This window comes from Pseudomonas sp. Ant30-3 (assembly GCF_000690905.1).
Lineage (GTDB): Bacteria > Pseudomonadota > Gammaproteobacteria > Pseudomonadales > Pseudomonadaceae > Aquipseudomonas.
The window spans coordinates 1-23,202 of record NZ_JMCL01000017.1 but is presented as its reverse complement, the minus strand read 5'-3'; the positions used below and the strand labels follow the sequence as shown (position 1 = coordinate 23,202).

Here is a 23,202-nt window from a genome sequence, read left to right as displayed (position 1 = left end):
TTGGCCTGCCTCATCGCGAGCAGGCTCGCTCCCACATTGATCGCATCTCGATCAAGCAACTCGGTCACGGTGGGAGCGAGCCTGCTCGCGATGGGGCCTGAAAGAACACATCACCCTGTGCGCCTGCAATTTCTAACACTTTCACCCATCCATTCCCGCACTTTGAACAAATTGCCATTAGTCGCCGCCCCTCGCGATGGATTAAAGTAACGCCCCCAGCCCGGGCGTTGGCAAAACGTCTGCGGTCACCCTTTGCAGGAACAGTCATCGATGGAACATCGTGAAGCGCTGCTCGCGCTGCGAACCTTTCTTTCAACGCAGATTCTCGGCCAGGAAAAGCTCATTGAGCGCTTGCTCATCGCCCTGCTCGCCGACGGTCACATGTTGGTCGAGGGCGCTCCTGGTCTGGCCAAGACCAAGGCCATCAAAGAACTCGCTGAAGGCATCGAAGCCCAGTTCCATCGCATCCAGTTCACCCCGGACCTGCTGCCCGCCGACATCACCGGCACGGAAATCTATCGCCCGGAAACCGGCAGTTTCGTCTTCCAGCAAGGCCCGATCTTTCACAATCTGGTGCTGGCGGACGAAATCAACCGGGCGCCGGCCAAGGTGCAGTCAGCCCTGCTGGAGGCCATGGCCGAGCGTCAGGTCAGTGTCGGGCGCAGCACTTACGAGCTGTCGCCGCTGTTTCTGGTGATGGCCACGCAGAACCCGATCGAGCAGGAAGGCACCTATCCATTGCCCGAAGCGCAGCTCGACCGCTTCCTGATGCACGTCAAAATCGGTTTCCCGGATGCCGCCGTCGAGCGCCGCATCCTGCAGCAGGCCCGTGGCGAAGCGCTGAATGGCGAAACCAAACCGGAGCGCCGCGTCAGCCAGCAGGCCATTTTTGCCGCGCGCAAGGAAATCCTCGGCTTGTACATGGCCGATGCCGTTGAGGAATACCTGGTGCAGTTGGTCATGGCCACACGCACGCCGGCCAAGTTCGATCCGGAAATGGCCGAGTGGATCGCCTATGGCGCCAGCCCGCGAGGCTCGATCGCCCTTGACCGCTGCGCCCGCGCTCACGCCTGGCTGGCCGGGCGCGACTTCGTCAGCCCGGAAGACATTCAGGCGGTGCTGTTCGACGTATTGCGCCACCGCATCATTCTGTCCTTTGAAGCCGAAGCCGCGGGCATCGATCAGGACCGAGTGGTCCAGCGGATTCTCGACGTCGTAGCCGTCGCTTGACCCCGATGAACGCCAGCCTGCCGCCCGAACCGGGTATCCGTATCAGCCTTTCCGAGCTGATCGAGATGCGCCATCGTGTTCGCGAAGTGCAGCTGTTTTCCACGCCGAGCCAGCGCAGCCCGCTCATCGGCCTGCACCATTCCAAGCTGCGCGGGCGTGGCGTCGATTTTGATCAGGTGCGGGTTTATCAGGCGGGCGATGACGTACGCACCATCGACTGGCGGGTGACCGCACGCACGCAGGAACCCCACACCAAACTCTTCCACGAAGAACGCGAGCGGCCGATTTTCATCATGGTCGAGCAAAGTCGCCGACTGTTTTTCGGTTCCGGACTGATGTTCAAATCGGTACTCGCCGCGCAGGCCGCGAGCCTGATCGGCTGGGCCGCGCTCGGCCACAACGATCGCGTCGGCGGGTTGGTGTTCGGCGACAACGAGCATTACGAGATCAAACCACGCCGCAGCAAACAAAGTCTTTTGCAATTGCTCAACCGGCTGGTGCGCGTCAATCAGTCGCTGCACACCGAAAGCGAGCAGAATCGCGACTCGTTGAACATGGCGCTGCGCCGCGCCCGCGAGGTACTGCGCCCCGGCAGTCTGGTGATCGTGATCTGCGACGAGCGCGGACTGACCGAAGGTTCCGAGCAACAACTGAGTCTGTTGTCGCGGCATTGCGACCTGTTGCTGCTGCCGGTGTCCGACCCACTCGACCATGCCTTGCCCGCCGCCGGGCTTCTGCGCTTCGCCGAACGCGGCGCGCAACTGGAACTCGACACCCTCAATTATGATCTGCGCCAGACCTATCGCGCCCAGGCCGAAGCACGTATCGCCCGTTGGGAATTGCTGGCGCAAAAACTGCGTGTGCTGCTGATGCCGTTGAGCACCCAAAGCGAAATGGTCGAACAGTTGCGCGAGTACCTGAACCCGGAACGTCCAGGGAAAGGCCGATGAGCAGCCTCGATCAACTGCAACCGCTGATTTCGCCACCGCCCATTGGCTTCTGGCCACCGGCGCCAGGCTGGTGGTTATTGCTCCTGTTGATCCCGCTGCTGGCTTTCGGCTTTTGGCAACTGCGCCGCTTTCTGCCGGCTAAACGTGTTGCTGCGACCGCCGAGCAACCGCTGGATCCCGTGCGCGTGGCGGCGCTCGCTGAACTGGCGCTGATGCCCAAACCCTACGATGGCGCGCCCGCCGGGGCGTGGCTGCAGCAGCTCAACGGTCTACTCAAGCGCCTGTGCCGCAACCATTATCCCTACAGTCAAAGCCACACGCTGAATGGGCGCAAATGGCTGGCGTTTCTCGACAATCGCTGCCCCGCCGCCGGCCTGACGCGCTGGATGATACTGGTCGAAGGCGCCTACAAACCGGAATGCAAACTCGACGACAAAGCCATCGCCGGCCTCACCCAGGCTGTCGATACCTGGATCCGCAAACATGTTTGAGTTCGCCTGGCCTTGGATCTTCGCCCTGCTGCCGTTGCCTTGGCTGTTGCGCATTGTGTTGCCGGCGGCCGACAGCGGTGAACCGGTACTTAAAGTCAGCTTCCTCAGTGACCTCGAAGGACTCACCAACCGACGCGCCCGGGCCAATCTGCCCGCATGGCGGCAACAGGCGCCCTTCCTGCTGCTGTGGTTGTTGCTGCTGATCTCGGCGGCGCGCCCGCAATGGCTTGGCGAACCGTTGCCCATCGCCGCCAGTGGTCGCGATTTGCTGGTGGCGGTGGATGTCTCCGGCTCCATGGATTTCCCCGACATGCAGTGGCAGGACGATGAAGTCAGTCGCCTCGCGCTGGTGCAGCGACTGCTCGGTGATTTCCTCGAAAGTCGTGAAGGCGATCGCGTTGGCCTGATTCTGTTCGGCAGCAAGGCATACCTGCAATCGCCGCTGACCTTCGATCGGCGTACCGTGCGCATTTGGCTTGACGAAGCGCGGATCGGTATTGCCGGCAAAAACACGGCGATCGGCGACGCGATTGGCCTGGCACTCAAGCGCCTGCGCCTGCGTCCGGCGCAGAGCCGGGTATTGATACTGGTGACGGATGGTGCCAACAACGGCGGCGAAATCGACCCGCTAACGGCGGCGCGTCTGGCGGCCCGTGAAGGCGTGAAAATTTATCCGATCGGCATCGGCGGTGATCCCGAGCAAAGCGGCACGGCGGGCTTGCTCGGCATCAATCCGAGTCTGGACCTCGATGAGCCGTCCTTGAAGGCAATCGCCCAGGTTACCGGCGGCCAGTACTTCCGGGCACGCGATGGCCAGGAACTGCAAGCGATCAAGGCAACCCTCGATCAACTGGAGCCGGTGACCCAACAACCGACCCAGGCGCGCCCAGCCCAAGCGTTGTATCACTGGCCTCTGGCGCTGGCGTTGCTGCTGAGCATATTGCTGGTGGTGCGCGAACGCTGGCCGCATAACCCGATACAGCGTCTGTTTACCAAGGACTTGTTTCTGCAAGCGCAATTGCCTGACTGGCGCCAGCGGCTCAACCGCTTGCGTCTGCGGAGGCGCAAGTGAGCGTGCTCTGGCCGTACTGGTTCCGTCCGTGGTGGTTGCTGCTGTTGCCGGTGCTTGGCTGGTTGCTCTGGCAGCTTTGGCATCGGCAAAAGCGCGCCGGGCGCTGGCAAATGATCCTGCCGCCAGCCTTTCATGCGGCGTTGCTCAGTGGCGGCAACGGTCGCGAGAGCAAATTGCCATGGGTTGCCCTTGGTGTGGGCTGGGTATTGACCGTACTGACCCTGCTGGGGCCGAGTTGGGAGCGCGTCGAGCAAACCAGCCAGAAACCGGCCGATCCACTGGTGGTGATCCTTGAGCTGACCCCGGAAATGCTCGCCACCGACGTTGCGCCCAATCGCTTGGAACAAGCCCGACGCAAAGTCTTCGACTTGCTGCAGCGTCGCAGCGACGCCCAGACAGCCATCATCGTCTACTCCGGCAGCGCGCACACGCTGGTGCCGCTGTCGGACGACCTTCAGACCAGTCGCAATTTGCTGGATGCGCTCAAGCCCTCGCTGATGCCGGCAGCCGGCCATCGCGCCGATCTCGCCGTGCGCAAAGCCCTCGCGCTGCTGAACCAGGCCGCGCTCGGCGACGGTCGGATCCTGCTGGTTGGTTCGTCGCTGAACGAGCTGGAGCGCGAAGGCATTCACCTGGCGTTGAAGGGTAAATCCACGCAATTTCTGATGCTGGGTATTGGCACGCGCGAAGGCTCACCGATTACCCAGGAAGACGGCAGTTTTCTCAAGGATGAACTGGGCGCAATCCTCGTCTCACGCCTGGATGAGCCCGGTTTGAAAACCTTTGTCAACAGCGTCGATGGGCACTATCGCCACGCCCGTCTGGAAGACACCGACTTGCGTGCGCTGGGCCTGTTCGACGGGCCGCGTCACCTGCGCAATGACGGCCAGACCGTGCGTCTCGATACCTGGGCCGATCAAGGTTACTGGCTGTTGTTACCGCTGTTGCTGCTCGCCGCCTGCGCCGGTCGCCGTGGCTGGCTGTTCTGTTTGCCTCTGTTATTCCTGATACCACAACCGAGTTACGCCTTCGACTTCGAAGATTTGTGGTTGCGACCCGATCAGCGCGGGCTGCACCTGCTCAGGCAGCAACAACCAGCCGCAGCTGCGCAGCACTTCGAAGATGCGCAATGGCAAGGCGTGGCGCTGTATGAAGCTGGCGATTACAGTGGCGCCGCCCAGCGCTTCGCCGAAGGCAAGGATGCTTACGCCCACTACAATCGTGGCAACGCCCTGGCCAAAAGCGGCGAACTGGAAGCCGCGCTGGATGCCTATGAGCAAGCCCTGGAACGCCAACCGGATTTGCGCCCGGCCCTGAATAACAAGGCGCTGGTGGAAAATCTGCTGAAGCAGAAAAAGACCTCGCCGCCCGCTGAGCCGGACGAGCCACCGGCCGATGAGATCCCGTCGGAGCAAGAACCGCTCCCCGGCGCCGCGACGCAGCCGTCGAGCGAGGGCGAAACGGCTGTGGAGGCCGCTCAGCCGCCGCCCGACACTGACCAACCGACCACTGCACCGCCTAAACCGGGCAGCAATGAAGTCCCGGGGAGCGAGCTGGGCGATGAACAGCACACCAGCCCGCCCCTGCGTCCGGCCACTGAGAGCATCGACGGCGAACAACAGCAGGCGCTGGAGCAATGGTTGCGCAAAATCCCGGACGATCCGGGTGAACTGCTCAGACGCAAATTCTGGTACGAACAGCAACAACTTCAGGATCAGGAAAAAACCCGATGACCCGCTTCACGATGTTCATGCTGGCGCTGCTGCTGTGGACCACTCAGGTACAGGCTGTGGGGCTGGTTGCCAGTGTCGACCGCACTCGCCTGAATTCGGGCGAGACAGTCGAGCTAACGCTGGAATCCACAGACGTGACGCAGTTCGGCAAACCCGATCTGGCCGCGCTCGAGCCGCAGTTCGAAGTGCGCGGCACGCGGCAGGTCAACCAGTTGACAACCATCAACGGCGACTCAGGCGCCACCACCCGCTGGATCGTCACTCTGCTGCCGCGCCAGAACGGCACGGTGGTTATCCCGTCGCTGCAACTGGAGGACGGTCATAGCGAGCCGATCACCTTGCAAGTGCTGGAAAGCGACACCGAGGACAACACGGGCAAACTGGCGCCGGTGTTCATCGAAGCCAGTCTCGACCAGACCAGCGTTTATGTGCAGGCCCAGGCCATCCTGACCCTGCGTATCTATCATTCGGTCTCGCTGTACGACGACAGCAGCCTGACCCCGTTGCAGGTTCCTGATGCGCGCATCGAGCAGCTCGGAGACTCGCGCACCTATGAGAAAGACATCAAGGGCGTGCGTCACGGTGTGATCGAGATGCGCTACGCGATCTACCCGCAACACAGCGGGCCACTGAGCATTCCGGCGCAGGCGTTCAGTGCCACATTGGTCGATACACAACCGGCCCAGGATGCCGAGTCGCCAAAGTTGGGGAAAATGCTGCGAGTCAGCTCCAGCGAAATGGTGCTCACGGTTAAAGCCAAACCCAGCAGTTACCCGGCGGACGTGGCATGGCTGCCGGCCCGCAGCGTAAGCCTGAGCGAAAGCTGGAACCCGGAGCCGGAACAGGCCCAGGCCGGCGACTCGCTGACCCGCAGCCTGACGCTCAAGGCCGAAGGCCTCTCCAGCTCACAATTGCCACCGTTGCCGGCCACCGACATCAACGGCCTGCGGCGGTATCCGGATCAACCGCTGCTGGTCAATCAGAATAGCGAGCGCGGGTTGATCGGCAGTCGCGAAGATCGCGAAGCGCTGGTGCCCATCCGCAGCGGCGAGCTCGAGTTGCCCGCCGTGGACGTGGTTTGGTGGAACACCTTTGAAGATCACCTTGAACACACCAGCCTACCCGCCCGGACCCTGCAAGTGGCGAACAATCCAAGCCTGACGGTGGATACGCCGGCCAGCACAATGGCAATCGCCCCCGCGACCGACAGCGACACGTTGTGGCGCTGGCAACTCACCAGCCTGATCCTGCTCTGCACCACGCTGCTGGGTTTCGGCCTCTGGTGGCGTGCCCGCTGGCAACCGGCAATCCTGCGCGCCGCGCATGCGGGCCCGAGCACACGCACGGTGCTCGACGAACTCAAACGCGCCTGCCTGGCCAACGACTCCCACGCCACCCGCCAGGCCCTCGACGCCTGGGCCCGGCAACAACCGGAAACCCTCGCCGACATGGCAGCACGCTTCGTACCACTGTCCGACGCACTGGATGGTTTGAACGGCGCGCTGTACAGCGAGACCGGTCAGCATTGGCAAGGCGAAGACCTGTGGCGGGCAATCCGCGCGATCCCCACAGCGGATGGGGTTCAGGATGCGGTGGGTGACAGCGGGCTGCCGCCGTTGTATCCGAAATAACCACTATCAGCGACTGAGTCGTATCTCGTCGTCCAGCTTCAGCGCCTGCAAAAAAGCGCGGTCATGGGAGACGACGATCAGTGCTCCCTGGTATTGATCCAGCATTTGCTCAAGGGCGATTTTACTGGGCAGGTCCAGATGATTGTCCGGCTCATCCAGCAACAGCAATTGCGGCGGCTGCCGAGCATACAATTGCGCAGCCAGTGCTATTTTCAGCCGTTCGCCGCCGCTCAAATTACAGGTCTTGAGCGTCGCCCGGTCTGCATCAATGCCCATCTGCGCCAACCGGGTTCGGGCTTCGGCTTCGGGCAACTCTGAATTACTTTCATAGAGCCATTGCACCGCCGTGCGGTCGGGGTATCGCAATCCGGCGTGTTGATCCAGCCAGCCGACCTGGCAACTGCAAATGATTTCGCCTTCGCGCACCGGCAGTTGGCGGGCGATCACTTGCAACAGGGTCGACTTGCCGCTGCCATTGGCGCCCGCGACGGCCAGGCGCATCGGCCCCGTGAGCGTCAGATTGACTGGCGCCGCATGACCAAATGGCAACACGACGCCCCTTAACTGCACGAGTAACTTGCCGTGGGGAACGGAGCTTTCGGGAGACAGCATCATCCGCTGGATCTCCGGCGCACAGCGCGCACGCGCCTCGGCGATGCGCAATTGCTGCTGCTCCCGAGCGAGCTGTTGATTGAGGCGCAATTTTCCCTGACTGTTTTCACTGCGCTCTTTTTGTGCATTGGTAATCAGCTTAGTCTGACTGCCGTCTCGAGCCTGACGATCGCCGCGAGCATTACGCCGCTGCTGACGCTCCATCTGCACGACCATCTCGCGTTGCTCACGCTTGGCCTGCGCCCGCTCGCCTTGCAATGCTGACTGGAAGGTCTGCTGTTCCTGCTCGCGTGTCGCCGCGTAGTGACTGTAGTTACCACCATAAACTGCCAGCCCTGCAGGTGAGAGCTCGACAATCTCGTCCATGTGTTCCAGAAGACTGCGGTCGTGGCTGATCAACACCAGGCCGTTGGGCCAGCGATCGATCTGCTCTGCGAGTTTTTGTTGCTGATCAGCGTCCAGGTGATTGCTCGGTTCGTCGAGGATTAGCCAGTCGGCCCTGGACATCCACGCGCCCATCAGCGCCACACGCTGGCGTTCGCCGCCACTGAGAGCGGTTGTGGGCGAGTCGGCATTCAAATGGCCCAGATCGATCTTCTCTAACTCAGCGACAAGGCGTATGGCGCAATCCCATTGGTCGGCTGCCAGCGCGTGGTCGGCATCGTCGAGGCTGCCTTGGGCAATACGCTGCAACGCCGCCAGAATTGGGGCGACGCCCGCGAGTGAGGCAACTGTGGGATAGCGCTCCGCTTCCAGTAATTGCGCAACGGCGTAGATCTGCCCTTCGCAACGAACGATACCGGAGGTAGGCAGTTGTTTCTGCGTCAGGAGCCTGCCAAGCAATGACTTGCCGCAGCCATTAGCTCCGACGATTCCCGTGGCCTTGGTGTTGAAGGTGTGGTTCACACGCTCGAAAAACACGCGCCCGTCCGGCAGGTTGTAGAACACGTGATCAAATTGAAGCAATCGCTGGGTCATGACTCTTCCTTAAGCATTCACGCCTGGGCATGAAGTATTACCGTATTGCCCGATGATGCCTCATTACCGTAGAAACCAGCAAAGAAGGCGCGCCCCAATCCACCCTATTTACCAGTAAACTCTCCCCCCTTTCGCCGCCTCCAATTTCCACGCGGCCATTACCTTATTTCCCACGGAGTTCGCCTTGCGCCTGTTTCACACCTCCGACTGGCATCTTGGGCAGAATCTGCACGGCCAGGAACGCGATTTCGAGCACGGTTGTTTTCTCGACTGGCTGCTGCGTCAGCTGAAGCTTGATCAGCCCGATGCGCTGCTGATCGCCGGCGATATCTTCGACACGGTCAACCCGCCGGTTAAATCCCAGGAACGCCTCTACGATTTTATCGTCAGCGCCCATGAACAACAGCCGAAGCTGACCATCGTGATGATCGCCGGCAACCACGATTCCGGCTCACGCATTGAATTGCCGGCGCCGTTGATGCGCCGCTTGCGTACACATGCGCTGGGTCGCGTGTTGTGGCTGGACGACGGACAATTGGATGCCGAGCGTCTGCTGCTGCCACTGCCGGACGCCAAGGGCAAAACCGTTGCCTGGTGCCTGGCGCTGCCGTTCCTGCGCCCGGCCGAAGTGACCGGCGCGCATCTGGGCGACAACTATTTGCGCGGTATCGGTCAGGTCCACGAATGGCTAATCGCCGCCGCGAATGCCAAGCGCAAGAAAGGCCAGGCGTTGATTGCAATCAGCCACGCGCATATGGCCGGCGGCTCGGTGTCAGAAGATTCCGAGCGCAGCCTGATCATCGGCAATGCCGAAGCGCTGCCGGCCAGCCTGTTCGGCCCGAGCATCAGTTATGTCGCGCTTGGGCATCTGCACAAGCCGCAAAAGGTCAACGGTGAAGAGCGCATTCGCTACAGCGGTTCGCCGATTCCGCTGTCGTTTTCCGAAATCGGTTATCAGCACCAGATTCTTGATATTCAGCTCGACGGCGAGACCCTGGTCAGCGTCGTACCCAAGCTCATCCCCCGCGCAGTCAATCTGCAACGCATCGGCCCAGCGCCGTTGGCAGAAATCCTTTTGCAACTGGCCGACCTGCCGAACATTGATCTGCTGGCCGACATTCAGCGTCAACCGTGGCTGGAAGTCCGCGTTCGTCTCGACGAGCCGCAACCGGATTTGCGCCATCAGCTCGAAACCGCGCTGCAAGGCAAAGCGGTGCGGCTGGTGCGAATTGCCGCCGAATACGCTGGCAGTGGCGGCCGCGATGGTGCCGATGATGGCACCCGCCTGATCGAGCTGGATCAGCTGACACCGCAGGAATTGTTCAGCCGCGCCTGGCTGGACAACTACGGCAGCGAGGTCGACGAACAAACGTTGAAGGACTTTGCCGAGCTGTTGCAGGATGTGCAGATGGAGAGCGAGCAGCCATGAAAATCCTCGCAATCCGTTTGAAAAACCTCGCCTCGCTCGCCGGGCCATTCGAAATCGACTTCACGGCTGAACCGCTGGCCAGTGCCGGTTTGTTCGCGATCACCGGACCGACCGGCGCCGGTAAAAGCACCCTGCTCGACGCCTTGTGCCTGGCGCTGTTTGGCGCCGTGCCTAGGCTGAGCAACGCGCAGGTATCGGCCAAGGCGCCGGACGCTGATGGCGAAATCAGCACCGGCGACCCGCGCACGCTGTTGCGACGCGGCACCGGCGAAGGTTATGCCGAAGTGGATTTCGTCGGCATTGACGGTCGCCGCTATCGTGCGCGCTGGGAAGCCAATCGCGCCCGGGAAAAGGCTGGCGGCAAGCTGCAGGCCAGTCGCCAGAGTTTGCGCGACATCGATCAGGACCAACTGCTCGCCAGCCAGAAAGTCGACTTCAAGACCCAGCTAGAAGCCGTGCTGGGCCTGAATTTCGAGCAGTTCACCCGCGCCGTTCTGCTTGCCCAAAGTGAATTCAGCGCCTTCCTCAAGGCCAACGACAACGAACGCAGCGAACTGCTGGAAAAGCTCACCGACACTGCGCTGTACACGCGTCTGGGTCGTCGCGCCTTCGACAAGACCAAAGATGCGCGCGAACATCATAAGCTGTTGCAGGACCAGGCTACGGGTGTAACGCCGTTGGCGCCCGAAGCCCGCGCTGAACTGGATGAGCGTTTCAACGAAGCGCAGCAGCAGCTCAAGACGCAACAGGCGCAACTTAAACAACTTGAGCTGCAACACACCTGGCGCAAAGAGTTGCGTCAGTTGCAGGACGAGCAACGCAGCGCTGCCGAACAACTGAGCGGTGCTCAACAGCAGTGGGAAAGTCTGGCCACCGAACGCTTGAAGTTGACGCGCCTGGAGCAACTCGCGCCGCAACGCCACCAGTTTGCGCGCCAGAGCGAACTCAGCGCCCAGCTCACCCCGCTGGCCGCGCAGATGCAAGAGCACAGCCGTCAACAAGTCGAGCTGAACGAACGCCGCGCGCAACTTGAACAGAGCCTGAGCGCCGCACAAAGCGCACTGGCACAAGCGCAGACTCGCCACACGGCTAGCGCTCCGCTGCTGCGCCAGGCGTTCGAGGCACAGAGCTCCCTCGCCCGCTTGGGTAAAGACGCGAGCCTGAGTGCCGAGCGCAAGCAACAGGCAGAACTCGCCTGCACCGAGGGCCAAAGGGCGATTCAGGCCTTGCTCGACCAGCAACAGCGCGTGGCCGAGCGTCTGCAACAGATCGCCGCAGAGCTCGCGCATAGCGCGCACCTCGCGCCGCTCAGCGACGCCTGGAACGCTTATCGCGATCGGCTGCAGCAACTGATGTTAATCGGCAATCGCCTCAACAAAGGCCAAGCAGAACTGGCTTCGCTGGAGCAGAACGCTACCCGCTGCGCCGAACAGCTGGCCACGCAGAAACAGCAACTGGAAGTCCTCTACAAAGAGGCCGGGGCCGAACCGGAAGCCGTTGCCGAACAAATTCAATTGCTGGGTAATTTGCTGCAGGACAACCGCAAGCAATTGCGCGCGTTCGAAGAACTGAGCCGACTGTGGGCCAGCCAGCAAGAACTCGACAAGCGTGGCGCCGAACTGCAACAGCGCCAGCTCACCGCCCAGCAGGAGCGCGAGCGCCTGACTCAGGACGGGGTCAAGACCAAGGCCGCGTTGACCGTTGCCGAACAGACCTTGAACGTCACCCGAGAATTGCTCGAACGCCAGCGTCTGGCCCGCAGCGCCAGTGTCGAGGAATTGCGTGAGCAGTTGCAGGACGATCAGCCGTGCCCGGTGTGTGGCAGCCCCGATCATCCTTATCATCAGCCTGAAGCCCTGCTGCAAAGTCTCGGTCGGCATGATGAAAGCGAACAGGCCAATGCGCAGAAAGCGGTGGATACGCTCAAGGAACAGCTGACTGACTTGCGCACCGAAGTCGGCGGCGTGATTGCTCAACAGAAAGAGTTGTTGCAACAGCAGGAACAGCTCGCAACCCAGCAACAGGGCCTGACGCCGAGCCTTGAAGCGCATCCGCTGTCGACGCAGCTGCTGGCTCAGGATGGCGTTAAACGCGATGCCTGGCTGACCCAGCAAAGCAGTCAGTTGGCTCAGAGCATCACTCAGGACGAACAGCGGCAAACCGCCCTGCTCACCCTGCAACAGGATGCGGCGCGCCTTCAACAGCAATTGCGCAATGCCGAAACCGCCAGTCAGCAAGCCAGCCAGCACCTGGCCAACCAGCAGCGCGAGCTGAGCAGTGATCGCCAGCGTCTGGACGAGGAACTGAATGCCTTCAGCACGCTGTTACCTGCCGATACCCTCGAAGCGTTGCGCAGCGAACCGGCGGCAACGTTCCTGCAGCTTGACCAGCAAATCGCCCAGCGCCTGCAACAACTCGATCAGCAGCGCGATGAGCACAGCGAGCAACAGCAGCGCCAGCAAACGTTGGAGAAAGAGCAGGATCGCCAACTGACCCGAGCGCAGCAGCTCGAAGCCGCGCAGCACCAGTTCGCCGCGCTGAACGAGCAGCAGCAGGCCTGTCAGCAAACCCTTGCGCAGTTGCTGGGTGACCACGCCAGCGCCGAGCAGTGGCAGCTGCAACTGGATCAGGCCGTCGAGCAGGCCCGCAGTGCCGAAGCGAGTGCCGGTCAGGAATTGCAGAGCGTCCGCACGCGGCTGGTGCAACTGGCCGCCGAGCTCAAGGCCCAGGAGGACCGCAATCAGGCGCTGGTCAGTGAAGATCGCGAGTTAACTGGCAAGATTGCTGATTGGCGAGCGCTGCATCCGGAGCTCGATGATGGCGGTCTGGAAGCATTGCTGAGCGTGGACGATCAGCAGGTCAGCGACCTGCGTCAGCACTTGCAGCAAAGCGAAAAAGCGATCGAACAGGCCAAAGTCAGAGTGCAGGAGCGCGATCTGCGACTGCTCAATCATCAGGCGCAGCACAATGGCAACCTCGATGCCGAACAACTGGCCAGCGCACTGGCCGAACTGCAAAACCTGTTTACCGGCAGTGAACAGCGTTGCGCCGAATTGCGTGCCGAACAGGCCGAGGATCAGCGTCGGCAGAATGCCAATCAGGCGCTGGCCCAGCAGATCGCCGAGGCTTACGCCGAATATCAACGCTGGGCACGTTTGAATGCCCTGATCGGGTCGGCCACCGGCGATACCTTCCGCAAGATCGCCCAGGCTTACAACCTCGACTTGCTGGTGCACCACGCCAACGTTCAGTTGCGTCAACTGGTGCGGCGGTACCGCTTGAAGCGCGGCGGCAGCATGTTGGGCTTGCTGGTGATGGACACCGAAATGGGCGACGAACTGCGTTCGGTGCATTCGTTGTCCGGCGGTGAAACCTTCCTGGTGTCGCTGGCTCTGGCATTGGGACTGGCGTCGATGGCTTCCAGCACGCTGAAGATTGAATCGCTGTTTATCGACGAAGGCTTCGGCAGCCTCGACCCGGAATCCCTGCAGCTGGCCATGGACGCCCTTGACGGCTTGCAGGCTCAGGGCCGCAAGGTCGCGGTGATTTCCCACGTGCAGGAAATGCATGAGCGGATTCCGGTGCAGATCCAGGTCCATCGCCAGGGCAATGGCCTGAGTACGCTGGAGGTGAAATGAATACGCTGTATTCCTTCCGCCGCTGCCCCTACGCGATGCGCGCCAGAATGGCCCTGCGGTATAGCGCAGTCGCAGTGGACATTGTTGAGGTCAGTCTGAAAGCCAAGCCTGCCGAGATGCTCGCACTGTCGAGCAAAGGCACGGTGCCGGTGTTGAGTGTTGACGGCGAAGTGATCGATGAAAGTCTGGCGATCATGCGCTGGGCTCTTACGCAGCACGATCCGCAGGACTGGTTGCTCAAGGCGGATCCTGTCGGACAGGCACGCATCGCCGAGCTGATCGAGCAGAATGATCAGGTGTTCAAGGTACATCTCAACCGCTACAAATATGCCGAGCGCTATCCAGAGCAGCCAATGGAGATTTATCGGGCCGAGGGTGAGGTGTTTTTAAGCAAGCTTGAGGCATTGCTTGAGGGTCGCGATTACCTATTGGCCGACCACCCGAGCCTGGCGGATATAGCGCTGATGCCGTTCGTGCGACAGTTCGCGCATGTTGACCGCGAGTGGTTTGCACAAACGCCGTATGTTCGGTTGCAGGCGTGGTTGCAGCGCTTTCTGCTGTCGGATTTGTTCATCAGTGTGATGCAAAAGTAACCACCCCGTTGTAGCAGCTGCCGTAGGCTGCTACGTGGGGTTAGCGATCATCAAGATCAAGCAAACACTTCGCACATCTGCAACACCGAGCAATCCACCTGGAACGGGCCGAAAAAATCCACTTCACGCTTGATCGGCGGATTGCCGGCCAGTAATCCCATGGCCTTGGCGGTGTCTATTGCGTGGGCCAGGTTGTGGTTGGCCTCTATGGCGCGGGCCACCGAGCCTGCCGAGCTTTGGCCAATACCTAAAAGCGTAGAGCCATTGGTCATGAACGCCAGGAAGGCAATGACCCAGAGTTTCCTTCCTTTCATGATCCGCCGACTCCTGCGAGTTCGGCCCGATCTACCAACACGCTTTGAGTGCGATGATCAAACTGGATACCGGGATGAGCGACCTCGATCGGTGCTTCGAATTCGTGTTCGGTCTGCGCCGCAATGCTGACACCGAGGACCATGACCAGGTACAGACCGATGGCCAGGTAGGCGCCGCGTTTGGCGGAAGAGAGGATTGCGCTGGCCATGGTGTTCTCCCGTGGACATGTTTTTTGATGTCCACAGAATCGATCAAAAAAGCCGAGGCAACCACTCAGGGTTATCCATAGTAACCATCAGCATCGTTGATTATTAAGCCAGTCTATCCGGGCCTTTGAGGAAATTGATCAAGCTCGTCCCTTGATGCCGGGAGCGGGTTGAAAGGCGGGTGGGTTTCAGAGAAAAACGCGTTATGCAGGAGCGACCTCACTCGACGTTTCCCGAATTTACTTCGAGCCGCGCAAGTGACTTCGCTCCTGCATAAAGGGTGCAGGATTTATATTTCAGGCTTGGGTTTTGTGATCCAGCGCTGCGTAGAAGTTGGCGCTTTGTTGCAGGTATTTTTGCGTGTAGCTCTGGGCGTGGGATTTTTTGTCGCTGAGTTCAACGTTGGCACTGGCGGGCAATGCGACGGTGGCAGAGATAGCGGAAGCAGCGATTACAGAGAAAAGATTGAAGTTCATGGCGGTAGTCCTCGAAGTCAGTTGGCTTGCTTGCCCGGTGGGGCCGTGAAGCAAACTTAACCTTCGAGGGTTTAACCCTTGAAATGCTTTGTAGCACTTCTACATATCATCCGCATTGATACAAGCGTGCAGGCCCCATCCACCGGGGCCTGCGGCTTATTGACGCACCAGAAACTTCAAATCGCTGGGCGCGTCCATTGGCAGTTTCTGCACGGTTTTGCCCAGTAAACCGCTTTTGGCATCGCGCTCGACCACGACGATCTGGTTACTTTTTTGATTCGCGATCAGCAGGAACCTGCCGCTCGGGTCGAGGCTGAACTCGCGCGGGTGATCCCCTTCCACGGAGCGCCGCTGCAGCTCTTTGAGCTGGCCCGACGCCGGGTCGATGGCAAACACCAACAGCTGATTTGCCGTGCCGCGGTTGCTCACATACAGAAACTTGCCATCGGCGGACGCATGCAGCGCTGCCGCAGCCTTGTCGGAAGTGGGCTGTCCCGCTGCCAGATCGACCATCTGCGTTTGCTCAAGCTTGCCGTCCAGATAATTGAACACGGCAACCTGCGCGCTCATTTCCATGGTCAGCCACGCGTGTTTGCCATCGGCACTGAACAACAGATGACGCGGCCCGCTGCCTGGCGGCAGTTGCACGAATGGCGGTGTGGCGGCGATCAATGGCAATTCGGGATTGGCTTTCGGATCGAAGCGATAAACGAACACCTTGTCCGCGCCCAAGTCATTGGAGAAAACAAATTTGCCGTCTGGCGACGAGACCGTCGAATGCACGTGCGCCGACATCTGCCGCTCGGGGTTGACCCGGCTCGGTGTATGGCTGCTCATCTGCACCACCGTTTTGAGCTGGCCATCCGCGCTCACCGGCAATACCGCCAGCGTGCCACCCGGATCTTCGACCACGGAGTAATTGCTGACGAACAAATGGCTGGCATCCGTGCTGTGGCTCGAATGGGTCGGCTCATTGCCCAGGCTCTGCACCTGATTGATCAGGCTCAAGGCGTGGGTCTTGGGGTCGATCGCAAAACTGCTGACGCGCCCTACCGGATCGGCCTGACCCGGGCCGTTTTCGTTGACCGCAAACAGGTAGCGCTGATCCTTCGAGAGTGTCAGCCAGGATGGGTTTTCGCTTTTGATCACTTGCAGCGGCTTGGCGTCGATGTGGCCGGTAGCGGCGTCGAAACTGAGGCGATAAATCCCTTCGCTCTGGCCTGCGGTGTAGGAGCCGACCAGCAGGTCGTAGCGCTCGTCAGCCACAGCCTGAACGCCCATCGCGCCGACGCTGCCGGCGATCAACAGTGGCCAGAAGTTACGCATCCTCATTCGTTTCGTCCTCGTCGTTATCACCACCGAAAGCTTCCATGGGCACCAGCCGGTGTTCGCCTGAATCGCCTGTGATGATCCAGCTTTTCAAGTCAGGGTCGAAGGTAGCGGCCTCAATCTGCGCCATGCTGAACGCCCAGCGTTTGAGCGCGCGGCCGTCCATGCATTCGATGTGCAGGTTGTCGTCTTCATCGAGGGAAAAATCGAACGCGTGCAGCCCGTCGATTTCGAGCATGTCTGCGTGTTCGAGGGATTGGAGCAAGGTGTCGGTGTTGGCAGTCATGGCAGTCAATCTTTGGAGAGGAAAGACGCAATGATAGCGCATGCCTGCACCGAAGCTCTCGGGCAGCCTCGCACCCCACCAAGATCGTTCCCGCGCTCTGCGTGGGAATGCCTCATCGGACGCTCCGCGTTCGGCTTCGATTGGACGCAGAGCGTCCCGGGATGCATTCCAACGCGGAGCGTGGGAACGATCAGCTAATCCGGAAACGACACAACCCCCTGTAGGAGCGAGCCTGCTCGCGATAGCGGCGTGTCATTCAACGCCGATGTCGCCTGATACTCGGTTATCGCGAGCAGGCTCACTCCTACAGGATTTGCGTTAGCCCTTGATCGCGTCGCGCGACGGCTGACCATCCACCAGGCGCTGGATGCGCAGCGGGTTAGCGTTTTTCAACGCGTCCGGCAGCAGGCTGTCTGGGTAGTTCTGGAAACATACCGGCCGCAGGAAACGGTCGATGGCCAGAGTGCCTACAGACGTGCCGCGCGCATCGGAAGTGGCCGGGTACGGTCCGCCGTGCACCATTGAATCGCAGACTTCCACGCCAGTCGGGTAGCCGTTCAGCAGGATCCGGCCGACCTTCTGTTCCAGCAACGCGGTCAATTCGCCGAACTGCTCGAAGTCTGCTGGTTCGCCGATGATGGTGGCGGTCAACTGGCCGTGCAAACCGTTCAAGGCCGCACTCAATTGCGCCTGGTCAGCCACTTCGACGAACACGGTGGTCGGACCGAACACCTCTTCCTGCAGCACTTCATCGCCGTCAATCAGCAGGCTGACGTCGGCCTTGAACAGTTGCGGCTGCGCCTGATTACCTTCCTGCGCACGACCGGCCAGATGCTCGATGCCAGGATGCGCGAGGAGTTTTTGCAGGCCTTTGCCGTAGCTGCCCAAAGTGCCGGCGTTGAGCATGGTCTGCGCCGGTTGATCGCCGATCAATTGCGCAACCTGCTGCGCGAAGGCGCTGAATTCCGGCGAGCGAATACCGATCACCAAGCCAGGATTGGTGCAGAACTGCCCGCAGCCCTGAACCACCGAAGCGGTCAGGTCACGCGCCACTGTTTCTGCACGGGCTTTCAGCGCCCGCGGCAAGACGATCACCGGGTTGATGCTCGACATCTCGGCAAACACTGGAATCGGCTGCGGACGCGCCGCCGCCATGTCGCACAGCGCCCGACCGCCCTTGAGCGAGCCGGTAAAGCCGACTGCCTGAATCGCGGGGTGTTTGACCAGCGCTTCACCGACACCCGCGCCATAAATCATGTTGAACACACCGGCCGGCATGCCGGTTTTTTCCGCAGCACGGGTCAGCGCACACGCGACCAATTCGGCAGTGGCCATGTGTCCACTGTGGGCCTTGAACACCACCGGGCAACCGGCGGCCAACGCAGATGCGGTGTCGCCGCCTGCCGTGGAAAACGCCAACGGGAAGTTGCTTGCACCGAACACGGCAACCGGGCCGAGGCCGATGCGGTATTGGCGCAGGTCCGGACGCGGCAATGGTTGGCGCTCGGGCAACGCCTGATCAATCCGTGCGCCATAAAAATCGCCGCGACGCAGCACTTTGGCGAACAGGCGCATCTGGCCACTGGTGCGCCCGCGTTCGCCTTGAATGCGTCCGGCCGGCAAAGCGGTTTCACGGCAAACCACGGCAACGAAGTGGTCACCCAACGCGTCCAGTTCATCGGCGATCGCATCGAGAAATTCCGCACGACGTTCAGCGCTCAAGCTGCGATAAGCCGGATACGCGGCAGCGGCGGCCTTGGCAGCGGCGTCGACTTCTTCCGGGGTGGCCTGGTAAAACTCATGTGGCAACGGCTCGCCGGTCGTGGCGTCGACGCTTTGCAGGGTCTGGGAGCCGGCGGCGCTGCGCTGGCCGCCGATGTAGTTGTGGCCAAGAATGCTGGTCATGAAGTTCTCCTTAAAGAGTGCCAATGGTGCCGGGTTCGTATGACGCTTCGACAGGCATGATGCCATTGATCAACGGTGCACCGAATTCGGCCTGGCTGATCTCGAACACATCGCCCGGCTGCGTGCGGATGCCGTCGGCGAACGACAGCGTCGCAGTGCCGAAAAAATGGATGTGCACATCGCCGGGTCGCAGGAACTGGCTGTACTTGAAGTGGTGGTACTCGAGGTTCTCGAGACTGTGGCACATGTTCGCTTCGCCACTGAGAAACTCGTTCTGCCACAACACTTCACCGTCACGCAGGATGCGACTTGTGCCTGCCAGATGTTGAGGCAGTTCACCGACCCGAAGTTCCGGACCATAACTGCAACTGCGCAATTTCGAGTGTGCAAGGTACAGATAATTCTTGCGTTCCATGACGTGATCGGAAAATTCGTTGCCGACCGCGAAACCGAGTCGATACGGCTTGCCGTCGTGGCCGATGATGTAGAGGCCGCTGAGTTCGGGCTCTTCGCCGGCGTCCTCGGCAAACGGCGGTAGCGGAAACGGTTGGCCCGGGCGCACGACAATGCTGCCGTCACCTTTGTAGAACCACTCCGGTTGTACGCCGGCCTGCCCTGCTGCGGGTTTGCCGCCCTCCACGCCCCATTTGAAGATACGCATGGTGTCGGTCATCGCCGTCTCGTCGCCGGCCTGCTGGTGCATTTTGTCTCGCGCCGAGGCGCTGCCCAGGTGAGTCAAGCCGGTGCCGCTGACCAGCATGTGCGCCGTATCCGGGTGATCCAGCGGCGGCAGGATGCGCAGTTCGGTCAGCAGTTCGGCGTAATCGTGGGTAATGCCCAGCCCGAGGGTTTTCACCTGTTGTTCAAGATTTACGCCGGCCTCGATGGCCGCCAGGGCAAGATCGCGCACCGTACGTGCGCCCTGGACTTCACGGACCAGAGTGCCCTCGACCACGCCAACCCGACGCTCGCCGTTAATCAATTCGAATTGAACCAGACGCATGATTTTCTCCTGTGTTATTCGAAACACCGCAGATTCCTGTAGGAGTGAGCCTGCTCGCGAAAGCGTCGGCACATCCAGAATTGTTGGTGGCTGATACACCGCAATCGCGAGCGGGCTCACTCCTACAGGGGCCGGTGTCAGTCATTTAGGTACGCGTAGCACCCCGCGCACTCGCGGCAAACTGATCCGCCGGCAACGCGTGCTTGCGCTCCAGCACCCGATAGACCACGCCCGTCAGTACCAAACCGAACACCATCACGCCCGACAGGAAGTACAAACCCGAGGCCAGGTTGCCGGTGTATTCCTTCAGCGCGCCGATCACGAATGGGCCAATGTAGCCGCCAAGGTTGCCGACCGAGTTGATCAACGCGATCCCGGCCGCGGCGCTCGCGCCGGCGAAGAAACGGCCCGGCAAGGTCCAGAACACCGCAGTGCAGGAAAACAGCGCAAACGCCACCAGACACAATGCCGCCAGTTGCCATACCGGCACCGTCAGCCACGCGCTGAAAAACAGGCCGATGGCACCCAACACGTAAAGCACTGCGAGGTGACCGTAACGGTCATTCAAACGGTCGGAACTGCGTGGAATGATCAGCAAACCGATGATCCCGAAAATGTACGGCACCGACGAGACAAAACCAGTCACCAGGTCAGTGCCGCCGAACTGCTTGATCAGGGTCGGCAACCACAACCCGAGGCCATAAATGCTCAGAGTCACCGGGAGGTAAAACAGCGCCAGCAGCAACACTCGCTTGTCTTTCAACGCGTGCAGCGGATTACCGTGGCGGGTCTGGCCGTACGCTTCCAGATCCTTTTTCAGCTCACCGCTCAGCCAGTCCTTTTCGGCCTGGTCCATCCATTTCACTTGCTGCGGACCATCCGGCAGCCAACGCAGCACGGGCCAGGTCAACAGGATCGCCGGGGTGCCGATGACGATGAACAACCACTGCCAGCCGTGGAGGCCGAGGATGCCATCCATGCCTAGCAAACCGCCGGACACCGGGCCGGTGATCAGCATGGCGATCGGTTGCGAGAGGATGAACAGTCCAAGAATCTTGCCGCGATGGCGCACCGGGAACCACTGGGTAATGTAGTAGAGAACACCCGGGAAGAACCCGGCTTCGGCGGCACCCAGCAGGAAGCGCATCACGTAGAAACTGTGCGGCCCCTGGACGAATGCCATGCCGATGGTGATGGCGCCCCAGGTGATCATGATCCGCGCGAACCAGCGACGTGCGCCGAAGCGATCGAGCATCAGGTTGCTGGGGATTTCGAAAAGGAAGTAGCCAATGAAGAACAGCCCGGCACCCAGACCGTAAGCCGCATCACCGATGCCGATGTCGGCGCCCATGTGCAACTTGGCGAACCCGACGGCGGAGCGATCCACATAGGCGATCAGGTACAGCAGGATCAGGAAGGGAATCAGTTTCAGTGTAATGCGACGAATAAGCCGCAGTTCCTGGCTCATGGGATCGGTCTCCGATTGTTGTTGTTATAGAAACTCGGGGGACGCCTCTCGCGAAAATCGCCAGGGCCAATCCCTCCGTGGAAACCGACTATATAGTAATACTATTTGAGCAACAACTCTTCCAATGGCGGGAATTTGAGCTTATGTTACCCATCAGCTAAAACAATATAGTCATACAATAAGAGAATCGATCATGTCTGATAAGAAACCCAACCTGCGCTCCGCCCAATGGTTTGGCACGGCCGATAAAAACGGCTTCATGTATCGCAGCTGGATGAAGAATCAGGGCATCGCCGACCACCAGTTTCACGGCAAGCCGATCATCGGCATCTGCAATACCTGGTCGGAACTGACCCCTTGCAACGCGCACTTCCGCCAGATTGCGGAGCACGTCAAACGCGGGGTGATCGAAGCCGGTGGCTTCCCGGTGGAATTCCCGGTGTTCTCCAACGGCGAGTCGAATCTGCGCCCGACCGCCATGCTCACCCGTAACCTGGCGAGCATGGACGTGGAAGAAGCCATTCGCGGCAACCCTATCGATGGTGTGGTGCTGCTGACCGGCTGCGACAAAACCACCCCTGCTCTGCTGATGGGCGCGGCCAGTTGCGACGTACCGGCGATCGTCGTCACCGGCGGGCCGATGCTTAACGGTAAACACAAGGGCAAAGACATTGGCTCGGGCACCGTGGTCTGGCAGCTCAGCGAGCAGGTGAAGGCCGGGACCATCACCATCGACGATTTCCTCGCGGCCGAGGGCGGTATGTCCCGCTCGGCTGGCACCTGTAACACCATGGGCACGGCCTCGACCATGGCGTGCATGGCTGAAGCGCTAGGCACGTCCCTGCCCCACAACGCCGCCATTCCTGCGGTGGATGCGCGCCGCTACGTGTTGGCGCACATGTCCGGCATGCGTGCCGTGGAAATGGTTCGCGAAGATTTGCGCCTGTCGAAAATCCTCACCAAGGAGGCCTTCGAAAACGCCATTCGGGTCAACGCCGCCATCGGTGGTTCGACCAACGCGGTTATCCATTTGAAAGCCATTGCTGGCCGTATCGGCGTGGAACTGGACCTTGATGACTGGACGCGCATGGGTCGCGGCATGCCGACCATCGTCGACCTGCAACCGTCCGGGCGCTTCCTGATGGAAGAGTTCTACTACGCCGGCGGTTTGCCTGCGGTGCTGCGCCGCCTCGGCGAAGCCAACCTGATCCCGAACCCGCACGCCTTGACCGTCAACGGCAAGTCGATCGGCGAGAACACCAGGGACGCGCCGATTTATGGCGAAGACGAAGTGATCCGCACCCTCGACAACCCGATCCGCGCCGACGGTGGCATCTGCGTGCTGCGCGGCAATTTGGCGCCGCTGGGTGCAGTGCTGAAGCCGTCCGCCGCGAGTGCCGAGCTGATGCAGCATCGCGGCCGCGCGGTGGTGTTCGAGAACTTCGACATGTACAAGGCGCGCATCAACGATCCGGAACTGGACGTGGATGCCAACTCGATTCTGGTGATGAAGAACTGCGGGCCGAAGGGTTATCCAGGCATGGCCGAGGTGGGCAATATGGGCTTGCCTGCCAAGCTCCTGGCCCAAGGCGTCACGGACATGGTGCGGATTTCCGATGCGCGCATGAGCGGCACTGCATATGGCACGGTGGTTTTGCATGTGGCGCCGGAAGCGGCGGCCGGCGGCCCTTTGGCGACGGTCAAGGAAGGCGACTGGATCGAGCTCGATTGTGCCAATGGCCGTCTGCACCTGGATATTCCGGACGCCGAACTCGCCGCGCGCATGGCCGACCTGCAACCGCCGCAGCAGTTGATCGTCGGCGGTTATCGTCAGCTTTATATTGATCATGTATTGCA

Annotated in this window: 19 protein-coding genes; 10 read left to right on the top strand and 9 right to left on the bottom strand. The window is 60.8% G+C overall.

Annotated elements, in window-relative coordinates:
* The first annotated feature begins 270 nt into the window (after window positions 1-270).
* Genes DU29_RS0104270 through DU29_RS0104245 form a run of 6 tightly spaced genes read left to right on the top strand, consistent with a single transcriptional unit; the run spans window position 271 to window position 7,107 of the window.
* Window positions 271-1,230, top strand: a complete 960-nt coding sequence (locus DU29_RS0104270; RefSeq protein ID WP_003218556.1) for an AAA family ATPase — start codon at window positions 271-273, stop codon at window positions 1,228-1,230.
* Window positions 1,231-1,235: 5 nt separating this feature from the next.
* Window positions 1,236-2,180 (top strand): DUF58 domain-containing protein, encoded by a 945-nt coding sequence (locus DU29_RS0104265; protein WP_028620594.1) that lies wholly within the window; start codon window positions 1,236-1,238, stop codon window positions 2,178-2,180.
* The gene (locus DU29_RS0104260) at window positions 2,177-2,671 is read left to right on the top strand and encodes a DUF4381 domain-containing protein (RefSeq protein WP_028620593.1); all 495 of its coding nucleotides are present in this window, start codon (window positions 2,177-2,179) and stop codon (window positions 2,669-2,671) included. The genes DU29_RS0104265 and DU29_RS0104260 overlap by 4 nt, the downstream gene beginning before the upstream one ends.
* Window positions 2,664-3,743: a vWA domain-containing protein gene (locus DU29_RS0104255; RefSeq protein ID WP_028620592.1), complete on the top strand. Its 1,080-nt coding sequence runs from the start codon at window positions 2,664-2,666 to the stop codon at window positions 3,741-3,743. The genes DU29_RS0104260 and DU29_RS0104255 overlap by 8 nt, the downstream gene beginning before the upstream one ends.
* Window positions 3,740-5,476: a VWA domain-containing protein gene (locus DU29_RS0104250; protein WP_028620591.1), complete on the top strand. Its 1,737-nt coding sequence runs from the start codon at window positions 3,740-3,742 to the stop codon at window positions 5,474-5,476. Before DU29_RS0104255 ends, DU29_RS0104250 begins: the two co-directional genes overlap by 4 nt.
* Entirely contained in the window at window positions 5,473-7,107 is a 1,635-nt protein-coding gene (locus tag DU29_RS0104245; protein ID WP_028620590.1) for a BatD family protein, read from the top strand. The genes DU29_RS0104250 and DU29_RS0104245 overlap by 4 nt, the downstream gene beginning before the upstream one ends.
* Before the next feature lie 6 nt (window positions 7,108-7,113).
* On the opposite strand, the gene DU29_RS0104240 is transcribed toward DU29_RS0104245, so the two are convergent.
* A complete protein-coding gene (locus DU29_RS0104240) occupies window positions 7,114-8,697 on the bottom strand; it encodes an ATP-binding cassette domain-containing protein (protein ID WP_028620589.1) in 1,584 nt (527 codons plus the stop codon).
* Window positions 8,698-8,881: 184 nt separating this feature from the next.
* Here DU29_RS0104240 and DU29_RS0104235 point away from each other — a divergent pair, with 184 nt between their 5' ends.
* Genes DU29_RS0104235 through DU29_RS0104225 form a run of 3 tightly spaced genes read left to right on the top strand, consistent with a single transcriptional unit; the run spans window position 8,882 to window position 14,357 of the window.
* Window positions 8,882-10,126 carry an exonuclease SbcCD subunit D C-terminal domain-containing protein gene (locus DU29_RS0104235; RefSeq protein WP_028620588.1) on the top strand — a complete coding sequence of 415 codons (1,245 nt, stop codon included), beginning with the start codon at window positions 8,882-8,884 and terminating at the stop codon, window positions 10,124-10,126.
* Entirely contained in the window at window positions 10,123-13,764 is a 3,642-nt protein-coding gene (locus tag DU29_RS0104230; protein ID WP_028620587.1) for an AAA family ATPase, read from the top strand. The genes DU29_RS0104235 and DU29_RS0104230 overlap by 4 nt, the downstream gene beginning before the upstream one ends.
* Complete coding sequence (locus DU29_RS0104225) at window positions 13,761-14,357, top strand: glutathione S-transferase (RefSeq protein ID WP_028620586.1); 597 nt, start codon at window positions 13,761-13,763, stop codon at window positions 14,355-14,357. The genes DU29_RS0104230 and DU29_RS0104225 overlap by 4 nt, the downstream gene beginning before the upstream one ends.
* 56 nt (window positions 14,358-14,413) lie before the next feature.
* Here DU29_RS0104225 and DU29_RS0104220 read toward each other — a convergent pair whose 3' ends face one another.
* The 8 genes from DU29_RS0104220 to DU29_RS0104185 form a co-directional block, all read right to left on the bottom strand.
* Window positions 14,414-14,671 carry a hypothetical protein gene (locus DU29_RS0104220; RefSeq protein WP_028620585.1) on the bottom strand — a complete coding sequence of 86 codons (258 nt, stop codon included), beginning with the start codon at window positions 14,669-14,671 and terminating at the stop codon, window positions 14,414-14,416.
* Entirely contained in the window at window positions 14,668-14,880 is a 213-nt protein-coding gene (locus DU29_RS0104215; protein WP_028620584.1) for a hypothetical protein, read from the bottom strand. Before DU29_RS0104215 ends, DU29_RS0104220 begins: the two co-directional genes overlap by 4 nt.
* A 294-nt stretch (window positions 14,881-15,174) precedes the next feature.
* The gene (locus DU29_RS0104210; RefSeq protein ID WP_028620583.1) at window positions 15,175-15,354 is read right to left on the bottom strand and encodes a hypothetical protein; all 180 of its coding nucleotides are present in this window, start codon (window positions 15,352-15,354) and stop codon (window positions 15,175-15,177) included.
* Between the two features lie 156 nt (window positions 15,355-15,510).
* Entirely contained in the window at window positions 15,511-16,680 is a 1,170-nt protein-coding gene (locus DU29_RS0104205; RefSeq protein WP_028620582.1) for a lactonase family protein, read from the bottom strand.
* Window positions 16,673-16,969 (bottom strand): DUF5629 family protein, encoded by a 297-nt coding sequence (locus DU29_RS0104200; RefSeq protein WP_028620581.1) that lies wholly within the window; start codon window positions 16,967-16,969, stop codon window positions 16,673-16,675. Before DU29_RS0104200 ends, DU29_RS0104205 begins: the two co-directional genes overlap by 8 nt.
* A gap of 318 nt (window positions 16,970-17,287) precedes the next feature.
* Window positions 17,288-18,874: an aldehyde dehydrogenase (NADP(+)) gene (locus DU29_RS0104195; protein WP_028620580.1), complete on the bottom strand. Its 1,587-nt coding sequence runs from the start codon at window positions 18,872-18,874 to the stop codon at window positions 17,288-17,290.
* 10 nt (window positions 18,875-18,884) lie between these two features.
* Entirely contained in the window at window positions 18,885-19,877 is a 993-nt protein-coding gene (gene araD1 / locus DU29_RS0104190; RefSeq protein ID WP_028620579.1) for an AraD1 family protein, read from the bottom strand.
* Window positions 19,878-20,022: 145 nt separating this feature from the next.
* Window positions 20,023-21,345, bottom strand: coding sequence for an MFS transporter (locus DU29_RS0104185; protein WP_028620578.1), 1,323 nt, complete (start codon window positions 21,343-21,345; stop codon window positions 20,023-20,025).
* A gap of 193 nt (window positions 21,346-21,538) precedes the next feature.
* Here DU29_RS0104185 and DU29_RS0104180 point away from each other — a divergent pair.
* The coding region (locus DU29_RS0104180; RefSeq protein WP_028620577.1) for an IlvD/Edd family dehydratase at window positions 21,539-23,202 on the top strand (1,664 nt) is incomplete at its 3' end.

Bases quoted from the DNA above. Each gene is read 5' to 3' on its own strand.
- DU29_RS0104270 (WP_003218556.1), top strand. From the start codon at position 271: ATGGAACATCGTGAAGCGCTGCTCGCGCTGCGAACCTTTCTTTCAACG.
- DU29_RS0104265 (WP_028620594.1), top strand. From the start codon at position 1,236: ATGAACGCCAGCCTGCCGCCCGAACCGGGTATCCGTATCAGCCTTTCC.
- DU29_RS0104260 (WP_028620593.1), top strand. From the start codon at position 2,177: ATGAGCAGCCTCGATCAACTGCAACCGCTGATTTCGCCACCGCCCATT.
- DU29_RS0104255 (WP_028620592.1), top strand. From the start codon at position 2,664: ATGTTTGAGTTCGCCTGGCCTTGGATCTTCGCCCTGCTGCCGTTGCCT.
- DU29_RS0104245 (WP_028620590.1), top strand. From the start codon at position 5,473: ATGACCCGCTTCACGATGTTCATGCTGGCGCTGCTGCTGTGGACCACT.
- DU29_RS0104240 (WP_028620589.1), bottom strand. From the start codon at position 8,697: ATGACCCAGCGATTGCTTCAATTTGATCACGTGTTCTACAACCTGCCG.
- DU29_RS0104230 (WP_028620587.1), top strand. From the start codon at position 10,123: ATGAAAATCCTCGCAATCCGTTTGAAAAACCTCGCCTCGCTCGCCGGG.
- DU29_RS0104225 (WP_028620586.1), top strand. From the start codon at position 13,761: ATGAATACGCTGTATTCCTTCCGCCGCTGCCCCTACGCGATGCGCGCC.
- DU29_RS0104220 (WP_028620585.1), bottom strand. From the start codon at position 14,671: ATGAAAGGAAGGAAACTCTGGGTCATTGCCTTCCTGGCGTTCATGACC.
- DU29_RS0104215 (WP_028620584.1), bottom strand. From the start codon at position 14,880: ATGGCCAGCGCAATCCTCTCTTCCGCCAAACGCGGCGCCTACCTGGCC.
- DU29_RS0104210 (WP_028620583.1), bottom strand. From the start codon at position 15,354: ATGAACTTCAATCTTTTCTCTGTAATCGCTGCTTCCGCTATCTCTGCC.
- DU29_RS0104205 (WP_028620582.1), bottom strand. From the start codon at position 16,680: ATGCGTAACTTCTGGCCACTGTTGATCGCCGGCAGCGTCGGCGCGATG.
- DU29_RS0104200 (WP_028620581.1), bottom strand. From the start codon at position 16,969: ATGACTGCCAACACCGACACCTTGCTCCAATCCCTCGAACACGCAGAC.
- DU29_RS0104195 (WP_028620580.1), bottom strand. From the start codon at position 18,874: ATGACCAGCATTCTTGGCCACAACTACATCGGCGGCCAGCGCAGCGCC.
- araD1 (WP_028620579.1), bottom strand. From the start codon at position 19,877: ATGCGTCTGGTTCAATTCGAATTGATTAACGGCGAGCGTCGGGTTGGC.
- DU29_RS0104185 (WP_028620578.1), bottom strand. From the start codon at position 21,345: ATGAGCCAGGAACTGCGGCTTATTCGTCGCATTACACTGAAACTGATT.